Annotated in this window: 15 protein-coding genes and 1 pseudogene; 7 read left to right on the plus strand and 9 right to left on the minus strand. The window is 74.1% G+C overall.

Annotation, left to right across the window (positions count from 1 at the left end; translation table 11 throughout):
• Positions 1–60 precede the first annotated feature (60 nt).
• The 4 genes from pepN to OG392_RS09850 form a co-directional block, all read right to left on the minus strand.
• Positions 61–2544, minus strand: coding sequence for an aminopeptidase N (gene pepN / locus OG392_RS09835; RefSeq protein WP_329277664.1), 2484 nt, complete (start codon positions 2542–2544; stop codon positions 61–63).
• Positions 2545–2637: 93 nt separating this feature from the next.
• The gene (locus tag OG392_RS09840) at positions 2638–3624 is read right to left on the minus strand and encodes an asparaginase (protein WP_329277666.1); all 987 of its coding nucleotides are present in this window, start codon (positions 3622–3624) and stop codon (positions 2638–2640) included.
• Positions 3624–3965, minus strand: coding sequence for a chorismate mutase (locus OG392_RS09845; protein ID WP_329277668.1), 342 nt, complete (start codon positions 3963–3965; stop codon positions 3624–3626). The genes OG392_RS09840 and OG392_RS09845 overlap by 1 nt, the downstream gene beginning before the upstream one ends.
• An 11-nt stretch (positions 3966–3976) precedes the next feature.
• Entirely contained in the window at positions 3977–4864 is an 888-nt protein-coding gene (locus OG392_RS09850; RefSeq protein ID WP_329277670.1) for an AraC family transcriptional regulator, read from the minus strand.
• A gap of 118 nt (positions 4865–4982) precedes the next feature.
• On the opposite strand from OG392_RS09850, the gene OG392_RS09855 reads away from it, so the two are divergent.
• Positions 4983–6743, plus strand: coding sequence for a glycoside hydrolase family 35 protein (locus tag OG392_RS09855; RefSeq protein ID WP_329277672.1), 1761 nt, complete (start codon positions 4983–4985; stop codon positions 6741–6743).
• A gap of 163 nt (positions 6744–6906) precedes the next feature.
• Here the strand turns inward: OG392_RS09855 and OG392_RS09860 are convergent, their stop codons facing one another.
• On the minus strand, positions 6907–7674 hold the full coding sequence (locus OG392_RS09860) for a S1 family peptidase (RefSeq protein ID WP_329287178.1): 768 nt from the start codon (positions 7672–7674) through the stop codon (positions 6907–6909).
• 170 nt (positions 7675–7844) lie between these two features.
• On the opposite strand from OG392_RS09860, the gene OG392_RS09865 reads away from it, so the two are divergent.
• Positions 7845–8729, plus strand: a complete 885-nt coding sequence (locus tag OG392_RS09865) for a hypothetical protein (protein WP_329277674.1) — start codon at positions 7845–7847, stop codon at positions 8727–8729.
• Between the two features lie 10 nt (positions 8730–8739).
• Here the strand turns inward: OG392_RS09865 and OG392_RS09870 are convergent, their stop codons facing one another.
• On the minus strand, positions 8740–9255 hold the full coding sequence (locus OG392_RS09870) for a GNAT family N-acetyltransferase (protein ID WP_329277676.1): 516 nt from the start codon (positions 9253–9255) through the stop codon (positions 8740–8742).
• A gap of 160 nt (positions 9256–9415) precedes the next feature.
• On the opposite strand from OG392_RS09870, the gene OG392_RS09875 reads away from it, so the two are divergent.
• The gene (locus tag OG392_RS09875; RefSeq protein WP_329277678.1) at positions 9416–10963 is read left to right on the plus strand and encodes an ankyrin repeat domain-containing protein; all 1548 of its coding nucleotides are present in this window, start codon (positions 9416–9418) and stop codon (positions 10961–10963) included.
• A 15-nt stretch (positions 10964–10978) separates the two neighbouring features.
• Here OG392_RS09875 and OG392_RS09880 read toward each other — a convergent pair whose 3' ends face one another.
• From OG392_RS09880 to OG392_RS09890, 3 genes and pseudogenes are all read right to left on the minus strand, one after another.
• Positions 10979–11398 (minus strand): ribonuclease, encoded by a 420-nt coding sequence (locus OG392_RS09880; protein ID WP_329277680.1) that lies wholly within the window; start codon positions 11396–11398, stop codon positions 10979–10981.
• A 293-nt stretch (positions 11399–11691) separates the two neighbouring features.
• Positions 11692–12567 (minus strand): SDR family oxidoreductase, encoded by an 876-nt coding sequence (locus OG392_RS09885; protein ID WP_329277682.1) that lies wholly within the window; start codon positions 12565–12567, stop codon positions 11692–11694.
• 202 nt (positions 12568–12769) lie between these two features.
• Positions 12770–13522: pseudogene (locus OG392_RS09890) on the minus strand (SDR family oxidoreductase); the annotation flags it as partial.
• A gap of 66 nt (positions 13523–13588) precedes the next feature.
• On the opposite strand from OG392_RS09890, the gene OG392_RS09895 reads away from it, so the two are divergent.
• The 4 genes from OG392_RS09895 to OG392_RS09910 are packed head-to-tail and all read left to right on the plus strand — an operon-like array spanning position 13589 to position 16996.
• A complete protein-coding gene (locus OG392_RS09895) occupies positions 13589–14338 on the plus strand; it encodes an enoyl-CoA hydratase family protein (RefSeq protein ID WP_329277684.1) in 750 nt (249 codons plus the stop codon).
• Complete coding sequence (locus OG392_RS09900) at positions 14335–15201, plus strand: CoA transferase subunit A (RefSeq protein ID WP_329277686.1); 867 nt, start codon at positions 14335–14337, stop codon at positions 15199–15201. Before OG392_RS09895 ends, OG392_RS09900 begins: the two co-directional genes overlap by 4 nt.
• The gene (locus OG392_RS09905; RefSeq protein WP_329277688.1) at positions 15198–15944 is read left to right on the plus strand and encodes a CoA-transferase subunit beta; all 747 of its coding nucleotides are present in this window, start codon (positions 15198–15200) and stop codon (positions 15942–15944) included. Before OG392_RS09900 ends, OG392_RS09905 begins: the two co-directional genes overlap by 4 nt.
• Positions 15944–16996: an NAD(P)H-dependent flavin oxidoreductase gene (locus OG392_RS09910; RefSeq protein ID WP_329277690.1), complete on the plus strand. Its 1053-nt coding sequence runs from the start codon at positions 15944–15946 to the stop codon at positions 16994–16996. Before OG392_RS09905 ends, OG392_RS09910 begins: the two co-directional genes overlap by 1 nt.

Consider the following 16996-nt stretch of genomic DNA (forward strand, 5'->3'; position numbering starts at 1 on the left):
CCGGCGGGTCGCGGCCCGGCCGGTGCGGGCACCGGTCGGGCGCGGACCCACGGCGGGGCGTCAGGCCTCGCGGGCCTTCAGGGCTCGGCGGAGGTCGTCGAGCTGGTCCACCAGTCTGCGGTGGAGGGCCGGGGTCATGTCGTCCGTCAGGTGTCGCTCGCCCAGGGCCAGGGACTCCTGGTCGATGGCGTACGACGGGAAGGCGTACCGGCCGGCCGCCTCGGCCATGGCCGCGCCCCGGCGTCCGGCGAGGGCGATGGCCGCCGGGTAGAAGCGGGGGACGTACGCGCCGACGAGTTCCGCCTGCTCCGGCTGCCAGAAGCCCTGGGCGGTGGCCGTGAAGAGGTAGTTGGAGAGGTCGTCGGTGTCGAAGAGGGCGGACCAGGCCGTCGCCTTCGCCTCCGCCGTGGGGAGCGCGGCCCGGCAGCGGGCCGCGCCCTCCTGGCCGGTGGCGCTCGGGTCCCGCTCCAGTTCGGCCGCGATCGCCGGCTCGTCGGTGGCGCCGAGGACGGCGAGCCGGGCCAGGATGCGCCAGCGCAGTTCCGGGTCGAGTTCGGGGCCGCCGTGGACGGTGCCCTCGTCGAGCCAGGAGGTGATCTGGTCGGGGGTGGTGGCGCTGTCGATGAGGGCGCGGACGGCGGTGAGGCGCAGACCGGGCGCCTCGCCGTCCTCGGTGCGGCGCAGCAGGGCGCGGGCGATCTGCCGGATCGTGGAGAGGGCCGCGGGGCGCGCCTCCCCGGTGACGTACCGGTCGGCGATCTGGGCGCGGGCGAAGCCGAGGACGCCCTGGACGAGGGCGAGTTCGGTCTCCTGGGTGAGGTGCGCGAGGGCGACCTCGAGGTAGTCGGCGGGGAGGAGGTCGCCGTCGCGGACCATGTCGCGCATCGCGTTCCAGATCACCGCGCGGGTCAGCGCGTCGGGGATGCGCGAGAGGCCGCGCAGGGCGGACTCCTGGGACGTCTCGTCGAAGCGGAGCTTGGTGTAGGTGAGGTCCTGGTCGTTGAGGACGACGAGGGCCGGGCGCGGGCCGGTGAGTTCGGCGGGTTCGGTCTGGGGTACGTCGAGTTCGCGGCGCTCGCGGAGGACGAGTTCGCCGGAGGGGTCTCGGTCGTAGAGGCCCGCGGCGACCCGGTGCGGGCGGCTGCCCGCGCGGTCGACCGTGAGCTGCCAGCGGAGGCCCTCGCCGGCGAGGGCCGGGGTGAGGGTGTCGACGCCCGTCGTGCGGAGCCACTGCTCGGCCCAGGCGTGGACGTCGCGGTCGGTGGCGGCGCCGAGGTTGTCGATGAAGTCGGCGAGGGTGGCGTTGCCGAACTTGTGGCGCTTGAAGTGGATGTTGATGCCGGCGAGGAAGTCCTTCTCGCCGAGCCAGGCGACGAGCTGGCGGAGGGCGGAGGCGCCCTTGGCGTACGAGATGCCGTCGAAGTTGAGGAGGGCGGAGGCGGTGTCGGGGACGGCCTCCGGGTCGGGGGCGACGGGGTGGGTGGAGGGCCGCTGGTCGGCCTCGTACCCCCAGGCCTTCCTGGTGACGCCGAAGTCGACCCAGGTGTCGGGGAAGAGGTCGGAGCAGGCCTCGTTGACGGTCTGGTAGCCCATGTACTCGGCGAAGGACTCGTTCAGCCAGATGTCGTCCCACCAGCGCAGGGTGACGAGGTCGCCGAACCACATGTGGGCCATCTCGTGGGCGATGACCATGGCGCGGGTCTGCCGCTCGGTGACGGTGACGGCGGAGCGGAAGACGAACTCGTCGCGGAAGGTGACGAGGCCGGGGTTCTCCATGGCGCCCGCGTTGAACTCGGGGACGAAGGCCTGGTCGTACGAGTCGAAGGGGTACGGCTCGTCGAACTTCTCGTGGAAGCGGTCGTAGCAGGCCTTGGTGACGGCGAGGATCTCGTCGGCGTCGGCGTCGAGGTGGGCGGCGAGGGAGCGGCGGCAGTGGATGCCGAAGGGGAGCCCGGCGTGCTCGGTGCGCACCGAGTGCCAGGGGCCCGCGGCGACGCACACGAAGTAGGTGGAGAGCGGCGGGGTGGCGGCGGAGCGCCACCGGCCGTCGGGCTGCTGCTCGGTGATGCCGTTGGCGAGGACGGTCCAGCCCTCGGGGGCCGTGACGGCCAGCTCGAAGACGGCCTTGAGGTCGGGCTGGTCGAAGGCGGCGAAGACGCGCTGGACGTCCTCCATGAAGAGCTGGGTGTAGACGTACGACTCGCCGTCGCTGGGGTCGGCGAACCGGTGCATGCCCTCGCCGGTACGGGAGTACCGCATGGTCGTACTGATCCGCAGGACGTGCTCGCCCTCGCTCAGGCGCAGCGGGAGGCGGTTGCCGTCCAGGGCGGTGACGTCGAGGGGTTCGTCGTCCAGGAGGGCGGAGTGCAGGGTTTCGGGCTTCAGCTCGACGAAGGTGTCCCCGGCGGTGCGGGCGGTGAACCTGATGAGGCTGGTCGACTCGAAGGTCTCGTCGCCGGTGGTGAGGTCGAGGTCCACGCTGTAGTGCTGGACGTCGAGGAGCTGGGCACGGGTCTGCGCTTCGTCGCGCGTCAGTACGGACATGGCCCTATGCTGCCCGATGCCTTCGGCCTCGGGCAGGGGTGGTGGGGTCCGGACCTGCTCCGGGTCCGTCCGGTGGGGTGTTTCCCGCCGTCGTCAGGCGAGTCCCGAGCCGTTCAGGTGGGCGAAGGCGGCGGTGATCCGGGGGCGGTCGTAGCCGGCCGGGCCGGCAGCTCCGCTGGACAGCAGGGTGTGGAGCAGGATCCGGGCCTTGGCGGGGTCGAGGGGGCCGGCCGGGATCAGTCCGCGGTGCAGGAGGTCGTACTCCGAGCCTGGGCCGCGGTAGGTGTCCGAGAGGGTCGCGCCGCTTCCCGTGCGGGAGGCGAGGACGACCGGGATGCGGTGGGCGAGTTCGGCGAGGGGTTCGACGAGCGGGGCGGGGACGTGACCGGCGCCGAAGGCGGCGACGACGAGGCCCTGGAAGCGGTGGTCGACGGCGTCGAGGAGTTCGCCGCGGTCGCCCAGGGAGAGGGTCACCAGGGCCACCCGTACCTCGGGGTCGAGCGTCAGCGGGCAGAACGCGGCCTGCGCGGCGGGGCGGAGCAGGATGCGGGGTTCGCCCTCGACGACCGTGCCGAGCGGCCCGGCGCCGGGTGAGGCGAAGGTGGCGACCGAGGTGGTGTGGGTCTTGCGGGCGAAGCGGGCGGCGTGGATCTCGTCGGCGAGGACGACGAGGACGCCGAGGTTCCGGCCGGCCTGGTGGGCGGCGACCGCGAGCGCGGCGGCCAGGTTGGCGGGGCCGTCGGCGCCCGGCAGGTCGGGGCGGCGCATGGCGCCGGTGACGACGACCGGCTGCTCGGTGGTGCAGAGCAGGTCGAGGAGGAAGGCGGTCTCCTCCAGGGTGTCGGTGCCCTGGACGACGACCACGCCGGAGCCCGCCGCGACGGTGGCGCGGACTTCGGCGGCGAGCGCGGCGAGGTCGGCGTGGGTGAGGGTGGAGCTGGGGACGCGGCGGAAGTCGTTCAGGACGACGTCGTGGTCGCCGCCGAGTTCGGCGAGGACCTCCTGGCCGCTCATCCGGGCCGCGTCACCGCCTCGTGCGGAGATGGTCCCTCCGAGGGTGAAGACCGTGACGCGGGCCATCAGCGTGCTCCGTCCGCAATCGTCTCGTGGTGGCGGATGACCTCCGCGATGATGAAGTTCAGCAGTTTCTCCGCGAAGGCCGGGTCCAGTTTCGCGCTCCCGGCGAGTTCCCGCAGCCGGGCGATCTGGCGGGCCTCGCGGGCCGCGTCGGCGGGCGGGAGCTGGTGCTCGGCCTTGAGGACGCCGACCTGCTGGGTGCACTTGAAGCGCTCGGCGAGCATGTGCACGACCGCCGCGTCGATGTTGTCGATGCTTTCGCGCAGTCGGGTCAGCTCGGCCCGTACGGCCTCGTCGACCTGGGCGGGGGCGTCGGCCGGCTGGGCCTCGGTGGAGTCACTCATGATCTGCGAGCTTAGACGGATCTCGGGAGGATCGTGGGCGGGTGTTCGGGATCCGGAACGGTGTTGCTCCAGCCGCCGTGGACCGACCGTCCCTGCTGCTCGCGGAAGCGGATGGGGGCGGTGCCGACCCGGCGGGTGAAGAGCCGGGAGAAGTAGGCCGGGTCGTCGTAGCCGACGCGGCGGGCGACGGCGGCGACGGGCAGCTCGGTGGCGGCGAGGAGTTCCTTGGCGCGGCCGAGGCGCACGGTGAGCAGGTAGTCCTTGGGGCTGCAGCCGGCGGCCCGGCGGACGGCCGTTCGCAGCTCGGCGGCGGTCATGCCGTGCCGGGCGGCGTGTTCGGCGACGGAGAGCGGCTGGAAGGCGTCGCGGGCGAGGGCGGCGAGGACGGGGTCGCCGTCGGCGTTGGTGTCGGCGCGGGCCCGGCGGAGCGCGACGAGGAGTTCGTGGACGGCGGCGCCGGTCTCGACCTCCAGGAGGGGGTTGCCGGCGCGGGCGGCGCGGGCGATCCGGCCGATGGCCGCGCGGGCGGGCGCGGCGTCGGCGAGGGGGACGACCGGCCGGTCGGGTTCGATGTAGCCGAGTTCGGTGTAGGTGGCGGTGGCGGGCCCGGAGAAGTCGACGAAGGCCTCGTCCCAGCCGGTGCCGGGGTCGGCGCCGTAGTGGTGGGGGGTGCCGGGCGTCAGCCAGAGGAGGGCGGGCGCGGTGACGGTGGTGCGGCGCCCGTCGGAGCCCCGGTACCAGCCGCTGCCGGCGGAGACGACGACGGCCACGTGGTGGTCGAGGGTGCGGGGCCCGACGGTGGGCAGGGTGCCGTGCTGGAGTCCGACGCCGAGGCAGACGAGGCCGAGGCGGTGGTGGACGGGGCTGGGCGTGAAGTAGCGCATCCAGGTGTGGTACATGCGGTGGTGCCCCTCCCCAGGCCCCTCCGGCGGATCGGGGCCGGGCGGGCTCTAACGTCCAAACTGCGACGATCTTTGTCCATGGACCGGTTCGCCGCCAGAGGGCGAGGGTGAGGCCATGAGCACGTTCGCTGTGGGTGACGAGGACTTTCTCCTCGACGGTCGGCCGGTACGCCTCCTGTCGGGGGCGCTGCACTACTTCCGGGTGCACGAGGAGCAGTGGGAGCACCGGCTCGGGATGCTGCGTGCGATGGGCCTCGACTGCGTCGAGACGTACGTCCCCTGGAACCTGCACGAGCCGGAGCCGGGGCGGTACGCCGACCCGGACGCCCTCGGCCGGTTCCTGGACGCGGTGGCGCGGGCCGGGATGCGGGCGATCGTGCGCCCGGGGCCGTACATCTGCGCCGAGTGGGAGAACGGCGGTCTGCCGCACTGGCTGACGGGCCCGCTGGGGCGGCGGGTGCGCACGCTGGACCCGGGGTTCCTGGTCCCGGTGGAGGACTGGTTCCGGCGGCTGCTTCCGCAGGTGGTGGAGCGGCAGATCGACCGGGGCGGGCCGGTGGTCCTGGTGCAGGTGGAGAACGAGTACGGCAGCTACGGCAGTGACCGGGGCTATCTGGAATGGGTGGCGGAGCTGTTGCGCGGCTGCGGGGTGAGTGTCCCGCTGTTCACCTCGGACGGTCCCGAGGACCACATGCTGACGGGCGGCTCGGTGCCGGGAGTGCTCGCGACGGCGAACTTCGGCTCGGGGGCGCGGGAGGGTTTCGCGACGCTGCGGCGCCACCAGCCGTCGGGGCCGTTGATGTGCATGGAGTTCTGGTGCGGCTGGTTCGACCACTGGGGCACGGAGCACGCGGTGCGGGACGCGGGGGACGCGGCGGAGGCGCTGCGGGAGATCCTGGAGTGCGGGGCCTCGGTCAACGTCTACATGGCGCACGGGGGCTCGAACTTCGGCGGCTGGGCCGGTGCGAACCGGTCCGGTGACCTGCACGACGGGCCGCTGCGGTCGACGGTGACCTCGTACGACTACGACGCGCCGGTGGACGAGGCGGGGCGGCCGACGGAGAAGTTCTGGCGTTTCCGCGAGGTGCTCGCGGCGTACGCGGACGGGCCGCTGCCTGAGGTTCCGGATCCCCCGGCCCGGCTCGCGGGCCCGGTGTCCGGCATCCTCGACGGGTGGGCTCCGCTGGAGACGGTCCTGGAGGTGCTCGGCGACGAGGAGGCGGTGACGCCGGTGCCGCCGACCTTCGAACAGCTCGGTGTGGACCGGGGCCTGGTGCGCCACCGGGTGGCGGTGCCGGGTCCGCGGCAGCCGTACCCGCTGGGGGTGACGGGGCTGCGGGACCGGGCGGTGGTGTACGTCGACGGGGTTCCGGCGGGGGTGCTCGACACCGCGGACGGCGAGAACGTGACCCTGCCCGGGCCGGTGGCGGGTCCGGCGGTCGTCGACCTGTGGGTGGAGTCGCTGGGCCGGGTCAACTACGGGCCGCGGCTCGCGGAGCCGAAGGGGATCAGCGGGGGCGTACGGCACGAGCGTCAGTATCTGCACGGCTTCCGGTCCCGGGCGCTGCGCCTCGACGCCTTCGAGGCGGCGGCCGTGGACAAGGTGCGCTTCGCGCCGGCGGCGGACCGGGGAGGGCCGGGGCTCCACCGGGGGACGCTGGAGGTGACCGGGGCGGGGGACGCGTGGCTGCGGCTGCCGGGCGGGACCCGGGGCTACGTGTGGGTGAACGGTTTCTGCCTGGGCCGGTACTGGTCGGCCGGTCCGCAGGAGTCGCTGTTCGTGCCGGGCCCGGTGCTGCGGGAGGGCGCGAACGAGGTGTGGGTGCTGGAGCTGGAGGGGGCCGGGGTGCCGGGCGTCGAGCTCGGCGTCCTCTGAGTCCCGCGGAGAGGAGTCGGCGGCCGCTGGGTCCCCCGGAGAACGCGGCACCCGCCGGGTCCCGCGGAGAGAATGCGGCGGCCCTTGAACCCCGCGGAGAGAGCGGGCACACGACGGTGCCCCGGAGCCGAGGCCGCTCCGGGGCACCTGGTCGTACGGTCCGCTACAGCGTGGCCGCGGCCGACTTGATCGCGGCGGCGAAGGTCGAGACCTCCGTGTAGACGCCCGGGTAGCCGGCGCGGGCGCAGCCCTCGCCCCAGCTCACGATGCCGACCTGGACCCACGCTCCGGCGTTGTCCTTGCGGAACATGGGGCCACCGGAGTCACCCTGGCAGGTGTCGACGCCGCCCTGGCTGTAACCGGCGCAGATCTCCTCGGCGGGGACGAGGTCGCTGCCGTACGAGTTCTGGCAGGAGGCGTCCGAGACGAAGGGCACGTTCGCCTTGAGCAGGTAGCGCTGCTGCCCGCCGCCCTCACGGGCGGCGCCCCAGCCGGCCACCGTGAAGGTGCCGCTGTTGTACGCCGTGGTCTCGGCGATCTTCAGGTTGGGCAGCGAGGTGATCGGGCTGGCGAGCTTGATCAGCGCCCAGTCCTTGCCCTTGCCGTTGTATCCGGGGGCCTGGAGGACCTTGGTGGACTTGACCTTGATCGCGCTGCTGCTCTGCAGGTCCACGACTCCGGTGGTGGCGGTGATGCTGGTGTTGTTGCCGGAGCCGTTCACACAGTGGGCGGCGGTGAGGACGACCTGCGGGGTGATCAGCGAACCGCCACACCCCATGGAGAGCCGGACCATCCAGGGGAACTCGCCCTGGGCGGCACGGGTGCCTCCGACGACGGGGGCGGGGGCGGCGGAGGCGGTGGTGGGCTGGAGGCTGACGGCCGCCAGGACGACGGCGCCGGCCGCGGCCAGCTTCTGGAGCGCACGGACCATACGGTTCTGATTCACGTGTCTGCCTTCTCTCATGGGGGGTTGCCTCGACGAGTGATGACATGCGCCCGTCAAGTCATGTCCGGATTATGGACAACTCTCAACTGCCGCCACAAGGAAGCCTTTTCGGCCACGCCGCACCGGACCGTAAAATACGCCGGAGGGGGTCCTGTATGCCGAACCGTCAGGAGGGCGACCGCGTCGCCCACGGCTTTCCGCACCGCACCGCCGTCGGGGCCTCGCTCACGGCGCTCTACCAGCGCCTCTCCCCCGACGGCGTCCACCGCTACCCGACGAGCGTCGCGCCCGCCGACGTCGCCCTCGGGGACGACGAGGACCTGCACCTCGGCACCCAGCGGGTGGCCGGCGCCCTGGTCCGGCACCTGCGGCTGCCCGAGGCGCGCCTGGTGGTGAGTTTCCGCCGGATGGAGCACGCGGCGGCCGTGGAACTCGCCGCGGGCCCCGAGTACTTCGTGGAGCTCAACGAACGCTTCCGGACCCGCCGCCGGGACATCGGCGCGGCCCTCGCCCACGAGATCACCCACGTCCTGCTGCACCGCCTCGGCCTCGGGTTCCCCGGGACCGCGGAGAACGAGATCCTCACCGACGTGGTCACCACGTACCTGGGCGCGGGGTGGCTGCTGCTCGACGCCTACCGCCGGGACGGCGTGGAGAGCCAGAAGCTCGGCTATCTGACACCGGAGGAGTTCGGCTACGTCCTCGCCAAGCGGGCCGAGGTGTTCGGCGAGGACCCGTCACCGTGGTTCACCAGCGCGGTGGCGTACGAGGCCTGGGTGCGCGGCCGGGCCGAGGCCGACCGGGAGCGGGCGGCGCCGCCGCTCGCCGGGGCGGGCTGGGCCGAGCGCCGGCGGTACGGCTGGGAGCGGCGCCGGGGCCGGGCCGGCGAGGGCGCCCCGTACGCCTTCCAGGGCGGGGCGCCGGCGACCGGGGTCGCGTTCCTCTGCCCGGTCTGCCGGCAGCGCCTGAGGATCCCGGCGGGCCGGGCGCTGAAGGCCCGGTGCGGGGTATGCCGGACGGTGCTGGAGTGCGCGGGTTAGCTAGGGCCCGTCAGACGGGGCCTGGGGTCCGAAGGGGCCTGGGGTCCGAAGGGGCCTGGGGTTCCGAAGGGGCCTGGGCCAGGCTCTTGTGGAGGTGGACGTCCTCGGCGCCGCCGGGGATGCCGAGCGCCCGGCCGGTCTCGACGTAGCCGTGGCGCCGGTAGAAGTCCGGGGCCTGGAAGGTGAACGACGAGACGTTGGCGCGGTCGCAGCCACGCCGCCGCGCCTCGTCCTCGGCGGCGCGCAGGAGCCGGCTCCCCCAGCCGTCCTGCCGGCTGTCCTCACGGACCCACAGCAGGTCGATGGCGAAGAGGCCGCTCCAGGTCGAGCCGGTGAGTCCGCCGATCAGCTCGCCGTCCTCGTCGACCGCCTTCACGGACAGCTCGCCCCGGTCCTCGGGGGTGGTGTTCGTCGCCGCGGAGTTGAAGGCCTCGAGCCCCTGCTCCAGGGCCTCGGCGAGGGCGGTGTCCCCGTGGCCGACGCTGAGCGTCGGGCCGTTCTGAGGGTGATCCTGATGGCGCGTCATGCGGTCCGATTCTGGCACAGGCGTACGAGCGGGTCACGGCACCGGGAACGGGTGGGGAGCAGGGCCGGGCATGGCCCGGGAAGGGGGGCGAGGACCGGGGCGGCGCGCGGGGGTGGGAATCGATTTGCGCCAGGACCGGACGGCGGGTCAGGGTCGGCGCATGAGCACGCTGTTCGACGCCATCCGTGACGGGGACGAGGACAGGGCCGTACAGGCCCTGCGGGACGGGGCCGACCCCGAGGGCCGGGAGGACGGGGAGACTCCGCTGTACCGGGCGGCGGTCGGCAACGCGGCCGGAATCGTACGGGTGTTGCTGGCCGCCGGGGCGGATCCCGGCCGGGGCAGCGGCGAGGGGGGCGACGATCTGCCCCTGTGCGGGGCGGCCGTCGGCGGGCACGCCGAGGTGGTGCGGGCCCTGCTCGCGGCGGGCGCCGCGCCCGACCAGGAGGAGGCGTACGGCTTCACGGCCCTCGCCTGGGCCCTGCGGCTGGGCCACACCGCCACGGCGCGGCTGCTGCTCGAACACGGCGCCGATCCCGACCGGCGCGGACCCGACGGGATCCTGCCGCTGGTGGCCGCCGCCCGGCGCGGGTCCACCGGCTGCGTACGGGCGCTGCTCGACCACGGGGCGGACTCCCGGGAGGCCGCGCTGCGGGAGGCCCGGCGCTGGATCGGCGTCGACATGGCGGCCGAGCTGCGGCGCGGGCTCGTCGCGGGGAACGAGGGCGGCCAGACGTACGAGGCGGTGGTCCGCCGGGTCCGCGAGGACGGCGGGGTGACGGTGGTCGTCGAGCTGCTGCGGGAGGACGGCGCGCCCGGCCGCGGCGACGACCGGCAGACCGGGCACGCGGCGATCGCCACGCTCGTCGAGGCGGCGCTCGGCCTGCACACCCCGCACGAGGAGCTGGCGGCGCGGGCGCTGCGCTGCGGCGATCCGGAGCTCGACGACTGGACGACGGCGGTGACCGAACTCGCCGGCCGGGCGGACGAGGAGACCTTCGTGGCGGCGGCCGCGTGGTGCGCGTACCGCGATCCGCTGCGCCGGGCGCTGGGTGCGCGGGTGCTCGGCGCCCTGCCGGGCTTCGCGCCGAGCGCGGTCCCGGTGCTGCGCCGGCTCGCGGCGGAGGTGACGGCGCCGGAGCCGCCACGGGGGCCCGGAGCCGCGGGGCGCCGCCTGGTCCCGGCCGCCCGGGAGCCGGGTCCCGGACCGGTGCCGGCGCGGGAGCCGGTCCTGTCGGTGGTGTCGGCGCTCGGGGAGTGCGGGTCACCGGCCGCCGTGCCCGAACTCCTCGCCGCGGCCGGGCATCCCGACGCGGCCGTGCGGCGGGCGGTGGCGGGTGCCCTCGCCGGGATCGTCCCGGCCGGGCACCGGGAGGCGCTCGGGGTGCTGCTCGCGCTCAGCCGGGACGGGGACGCGCGGGTGCGGGACTGGGCGACGCTCGCGCTCGCCGAGCTGCCCGACGACACCCCTCTGGTGCGGGAGGGGCTCGCCGAGCGGCTCGGCGACACCGATCCGGAGACGGCGGCGGAGGCGGCGCGGGGACTGGCGATCCGTCAGGATCCGCGCGCCGTGGACGCGCTGGCCTCCGCCCTTGCGGACGGCGACCCGGAGGGCGCGGCGCGGGAGACGGCGCTCGCCGCCCTGGAGTACGTCCACGATCCCCGGGTCAGGACCCGTCTGGAGTGGACGTCCCCGCGCCGTGCCTGACCTTTTCGGACGGGCTCAGCAGCCGTAGTCGACCAGGTCGAAGGACGCGTAGTGGTCGGCCGTGTAGTAGTCCTCCTGCGCCGAGTCGCCGGTGACGATCCGGCGGGCGCCGCGGGTGGAGGAGCCGGGGGTCTCGACCGTGTACTCGTGGTAGTAGCCGAGCGAGTGGGCGGGCAGGACCTGCTCGCGGTTCTGGAAGACGGAGCCGTCCTGGCTGTACGGGAAGGGGCCGCCCGCGTCGATCAGGCGCAGGGTCGTGTACGCCTGGCTGGGGAGGTCGGAGTAGCAGATGTCCCCGACGGCCGCGGTGGCCGCGACCGAGGTCACGACGGTGGCGGCCGGGGCGGCGGCGGTGGCCGGAGCGCCGAGGAGGAGGGAAGAGACGAGGGCGGCGGCAACACCGCCGGCGAGGGTGAATCGAGGGGGGATTCGCATGGCTGCGATTTTGACGCGCGTAGATCCGGCCGGGAAGGCCAACTCCCTTCAATTCGCCGGACGTTAACTCCTTGCCCGCGAACGTGCGGATCCCGTGTACGTGGGAGTGCCCGCGGTTCTTCGGGGAACGGGGTCCGCCCGCCGCGGAGTTCACGGCCGACGGCCCTCACGAAGGGATCGGGGCGGCGGCGCCGTACGGCCGGGGGCTGCGTACGGCCGGGGGTGCCGTACGGCCGGGGGTGCCGTACGGCCGGGGGTGCCGTACGGCCGGGGGTGCCGTACGGCACCGCCGCTCAGGCTCCGTACACCGGGTGCGGCGGCTCAGCCTCCGACAGGAGGCGCCGGGCGGTCTCCCCCGCCTCCGCCGGGGTCCGCCGCGCACCCTTGTCCGCGGTCGGGCCCGGCCGCCAGCCCTCCATGACGGTGAGGCGGCCGCCCTCGGCCTCGAAGACCCTGCCGGTCACGCCGTCCGAGGCGGCCGATCCCAGCCACACCACGAGCGGCGACACGTCCTCGGGCAGGGCGTCGAGACCGTCGAAGACCTGCTCGGTCATCCGGGTCCGGGCCGCCGGGGCGATCGCGTTGACCTGGACTCCGTACCGGGCGAGTTCCGCCGCCGCGACGAGGGTGAGGCCGACGATCGCGGCCTTGGCCGCCGCGTAGTTGCCCTGACCGACGCTGCCGAGGAGTCCGGCGCCCGAGGTGGTGTGGACGACCCGCGCGACCGGTGTGCGCCCGGCCTTCGCCTCGGCCCGCCAGTACGCGCCCGCGTGCCGCAGCGGCAGAAAGTGGCCCTTGCCGTGGACCCGCATGACGGCGTCCCAGTCGTCCTCGTCGAGGTTCACGAGCATCCGGTCGCGCAGGAAGCCGGCGTTGCTGACGAGGGTGTCGAGTCGGCCGAACGTGCCGAGGGCGGTCGCGACCAGTGAGGCGGCGCCCTCGGTCGTCGCGATGTCGCCGCCGTGGGCGACGGCCTCGCCGCCGGCCGCCCGGATCTCCTCGACGACCGCGGCCGCCGGGCTGTCCGGCCCGGGGCGGCCGTCCAGGCCGACCCCGAGGTCGTTGACGACGACCCGGGCGCCCTCGGCGGCGAAGGCGAGCGCGTGCGCCCGGCCGAGTCCCCGGCCCGCTCCGGTCACGATCACCACTCGTTCGTCACACAGACCCATCTCGGCTCTCCTTGTCGGCGGTCTCGACATCGGCGGTCGCGACATCAGCGGGCGCGACATCAGCGGTCGCGGAAGAAACGGTCGCGGCGTGGCCAGGCGCGGCGTGGCCAGGCGCGGCGTGGCCAGGCGCGGCGTCGGCGGTCGCGGTGACGGTCGCGGTGACGGCGGTCGCGGTGGCGGTCGCGGCCCTGACCGTCGCGGAATTCACGGTCGCCGCGTCCAGGAAGGCGGGGCGCTCCCCGCCGCCGTGCACGAGCAGCGAGGCGCCCGTGACGTAGGCCGCCCGGTCGGAGGCGAGGAAGACGGCGGCCTCCCCGATCTCGTCCGGCGCGGCGAGCCGGCCCAGGGGTACCGTCCGGCCGACGGCGGCGATCCCGGCCTCGTCGCCGTAGTGGAGGTGGGACAGTTCGGTCTCCACCATGCCGAGGACCAGGGTGTTGACCCGTACCTCGGGGGCCCATTCGACGGCCATCGAGCGGGCGAGGTTCTCCAGGCCCGCCTTGGCCGCGCCGTAGGCGGCCGTGCCCGGGGAGGGCCGGGTGCCGCTGACGCTGCCGATCATGACGACGGCGCCGCGTGAGGCCCGGAGGAGCGGGTGGGCGGCGAGGCTGACGGTGAGCGGGGCGGTGAGGTTCAGCTCGACCACGCGCGCGTGGCGTTCGGCGCCGTCCTCTCCCAGGAGGCGGTACGGGGTGCCGCCCGCGTTGTTGACGAGGGCGTCGAGCCGTCCGTACTCCCTGGCGAAGCCGGTGAGGAACTCCCGTACGGCGGCGGGTTCCCGCAGGTCGACGGGGTGGAACGCGGCGGTGCGGCCGGCCGCTTCGACCGGTGCGTCCGGGTGTCTGCGGGCGCAGACGGCGACCCGGGCGCCGGCCCGCAGGAAGGCGCGGGCGATGCCCGCGCCGACGCCGCGGGTTCCGCCGGTGACGAGCACGACCCTCCCGTCCAGCTCCATCGGCTGCTACCTTCCTCCCCAGAGGGTACCTAACAAACGTTTGGTGGAAAGGTAGCTGATCCACTCATGGGTGTCTGCACCTCGCGCCCCACTCCGGGCGTGGCCCTGGTCACCGTCGACTTCCCGCCCGTCAACGCCCTGCCCGTGAAGGGCTGGTACGCGCTCGCCGACGCCGTCCGCACCGCGGGCCGCGACCCCGAGGTCCGCTGCGTCGTGCTCACCGCCGAGGGCCGCGGCTTCAACGCGGGCGTCGACATCAAGGAGTTGCAGCGCGACCAGGGACACACCTCCCTGATCGGCGCCAACAGCGGCTGCGCCGAGGCCTTCGCCGCCGTCTACGAGTGCGAGGTGCCGGTCGTCGCCGCGGTCGCCGGACACTGCCTGGGGGGCGGCATCGGGCTCGTCGGCAACGCCGACGCGATCGTCGCCGCCGAGGACGCCGTCTTCGGACTGCCCGAGCTGGACCGGGGCGCGCTCGGCGCCGCCACCCATCTGGCGCGGCTCGTGCCCCAGCACCTGATGCGGACGCTCTACTACACCTCGCGGACCGCGACCGCCGCCGAACTGCAGGCCCACGGCTCGGTCTGGCAGGTGGTGCCGCGCGCCGGACTGCTCGACGCGGCCCTCGGGCTGGCGGGCGAGATCGCCGCCAAGGACGGCAGTCTCCTGCGGCTCGCCAAGGCCGCGCTCAACGGCATCGACCCCGTGGACGTCCGGCGCAGCTACCGCTTCGAACAGGGCTTCACCTTCGAGGCCAATCTCAGCGGTGTCGCCGACCGGGTCCGCGACACCTTCGGGAAGGAGAGCTCCCCGTGAACCGGCGGACAGCGAGGACGGACAAGGTACTGACCCCCGAGGACGTGGTGGCCGGGCTCCGCTCCGGCATGACGATCGGGATCGGCGGCTGGGGCTCGCGGCGCAAGCCGATGGCCCTGGTCAGAGCGGTGCTCCGGTCCGGGATCGGCGATCTCACAGTGATCTCGTACGGCGGCCCGGACGTCGGACTGCTCGCGGCCGCCGGCCGGATCCGGCGGCTCGTCACGCCCTTCGTGACCCTGGACTCCATCCCCCTCGAACCCCACTACCGGGCCGCGCGCGAGCGCGGTGCCTTCGAACTCACCGAGCTCGACGAGGCGATGTTCATGTGGGGGCTGCACGCCGCCGCCAACCGGCTGCCCTTCCTGCCGGTACGGGCCGGCCTCGGCTCCGACGTGATGCGGGTCAACCCCGGCCTGCGGACCGTCACCTCCCCCTACGAGGACGGCGAGGAGTTCGTCGCCGCGCCCGCACTGCGGATGGACGCCGCCCTGGTCCACCTCAACCGCGCCGACCGGCTCGGGAACGGCCAGTACCTCGGCCCCGACCCGTACTTCGACGACCTGTTCTGCGAGGCGGCCGACACGGCGTACGTCTCCTGCGAGCGGCTGGTGGACTCTTTCGGGGCCGACACCGTCCCCCAGACCCTCCTCGTCAGCCGCCACAGCGTCACCGGCGTCGTCGAGACCCCGAACGGGGCCCACTTCACCTCCTGCGTCCCCGACCACGACCGCGACGAGCCGTTCCAGAGGCTCTACGCGACCACCCCCTGGCCCGAGTTCGCCGAACGCTTCCTCTCGGGCAAGAACGAGGACGACTACCAGGCGGCCGTCCAGGCCTGGCACAAGGAGCAGCGGAAGTGACGACCGACGCGACGACGACGGCGACGGCGACGGCGACCAGCCGGGCCGAGTACTGCGTGATCGCCTGCGCCGAGGCCTGGCGCGACAACGGCGAGGTGCTCGCCAGCCCCATGGGCCTGATCCCCTCCTTCGGCGCCCGCCTCGCCCGGCGCACCTTCTCCCCCGACCTCCTCCTCACCGACGGCGAGGCGCTGCTCGTCGGCCTCGACGGGCGGCCCGAGGGCTGGCTGCCGTACCGCAGGCACCTCACCATGGTCACCGGCGGCAAGCGGCACGTGATGATGGGCGCCAGCCAGATCGACCGGTACGGCAACCAGAACATCTCCTGCGTCGGGGACTGGGAGCGGCCGACCCGGCAGCTCCTCGGCGTGCGCGGCGCGCCCGCCAACACCCTGAACAATCCGGTGAGTTACTGGATCCCCAGGCATTCGACCCGGGTCTTCGTCGAGCGGGTCGACGTGATCTGCGGTGTGGGTTACGACCACGCCGTCGGGCCGTACCACCGCCTCCCCCGGGTGGTGACGGACCTCGCCGTCCTGGACTTCGAGACGCCCGGGCACGCGATGCGGCTCGCGTCCGTGCATCCGGGCGTCACCGTCGACGAGGTCCGTGCGGCCACCGGCTTCGAGCTGGTGATCGGCGAGGACGTGCCCTGCACCCGCGAGCCCACCGCCGAGGAACTCCGGCTGATCCGGGAGGTCATCGACCCGGGCGGGCTGCGCGACCGCGAGGTCAGGTCCTGATGGAGACCGCTCTGACCACGCTGGTCGGGGTCCGCCACCCGCTCGTGCAGACCGGTATGGGCTGGGTCGCCGGACCCCGGCTCGTCTCCGCCACCGCGAACGCGGGCGCGCTCGGCGTCCTCGCCTCCGCCACGATGACCGTGGAGGAGCTGCGCGCCGCCGTCCGCGAGGTGCGGTCCCGCACCGACCGGCCCTTCGGCGTGAATCTGCGTGCCGACGCCGGGGACGCCCGCGAACGGGTCCGGATCATCGTCGACGAGGGCGTACGGGTCGCCTCCTTCGCCCTCGCGCCGTCCCGGGACCTGATCGCCGAGCTCAAGGACGCCGGGGTCGTCGTGATCCCCTCGGTCGGCGCCCGGCGGCACGCCGAGAAGGTGGCCGGCTGGGGCGCGGACGCGGTGCTCGTCCAGGGCGGCGAGGGAGGCGGCCACACCGGCGAGGTCGCGACGACCGTCCTGCTGCCGCAGGTGGTGGACGCCGTCGACATCCCGGTGATCGCGGCGGGCGGCTTCCGCGACGGACGCGGACTGGTCGCCGCCCTCGCCCACGGCGCGGCGGGCATCGCCATGGGCACCCGCTTCCTGCTGACCTCCGACTCGACCGTGCCGGAGGCGGTGAAGGCCCGGTATCTGGCGGCCACCGTCAAGGACGTCACCGTGACCACGGCCGTCGACGGGCTGCCGCACCGGATGCTCCGCACCGAACTCGTCGCCTCCCTGGAGCACGCCGGGCGGGTACGGTCCCTGGCCCGGGCGCTGCGCCGGGCGGCCGGCTTCCGCAGGATCTCCGGACTGTCCTGGCCCGCGATGATCCGTGACGGCCTGGCCATGCGCCACGGCAAGGACCTGTCCTGGAGCCAGGTCCTGCTCGCCGCGAACACCCCGATGCTGCTGCGGGCGTCCATGGTCGAGGGCCGCACCGACCTCGGCATCATGGCCGCCGGCCAGGTCGCGGGGGTGATCGACGACCTGCCCAGCTGCGAGGAACTGGTCACCCGGATCATGGCGGAGGCCGCGCAGGTCCTGCGGACGCTCCCGCACCCCGAGAAGTGA

Source organism: Streptomyces sp. NBC_00691 (assembly GCF_036226665.1).
Taxonomy (GTDB): domain Bacteria; phylum Actinomycetota; class Actinomycetes; order Streptomycetales; family Streptomycetaceae; genus Streptomyces.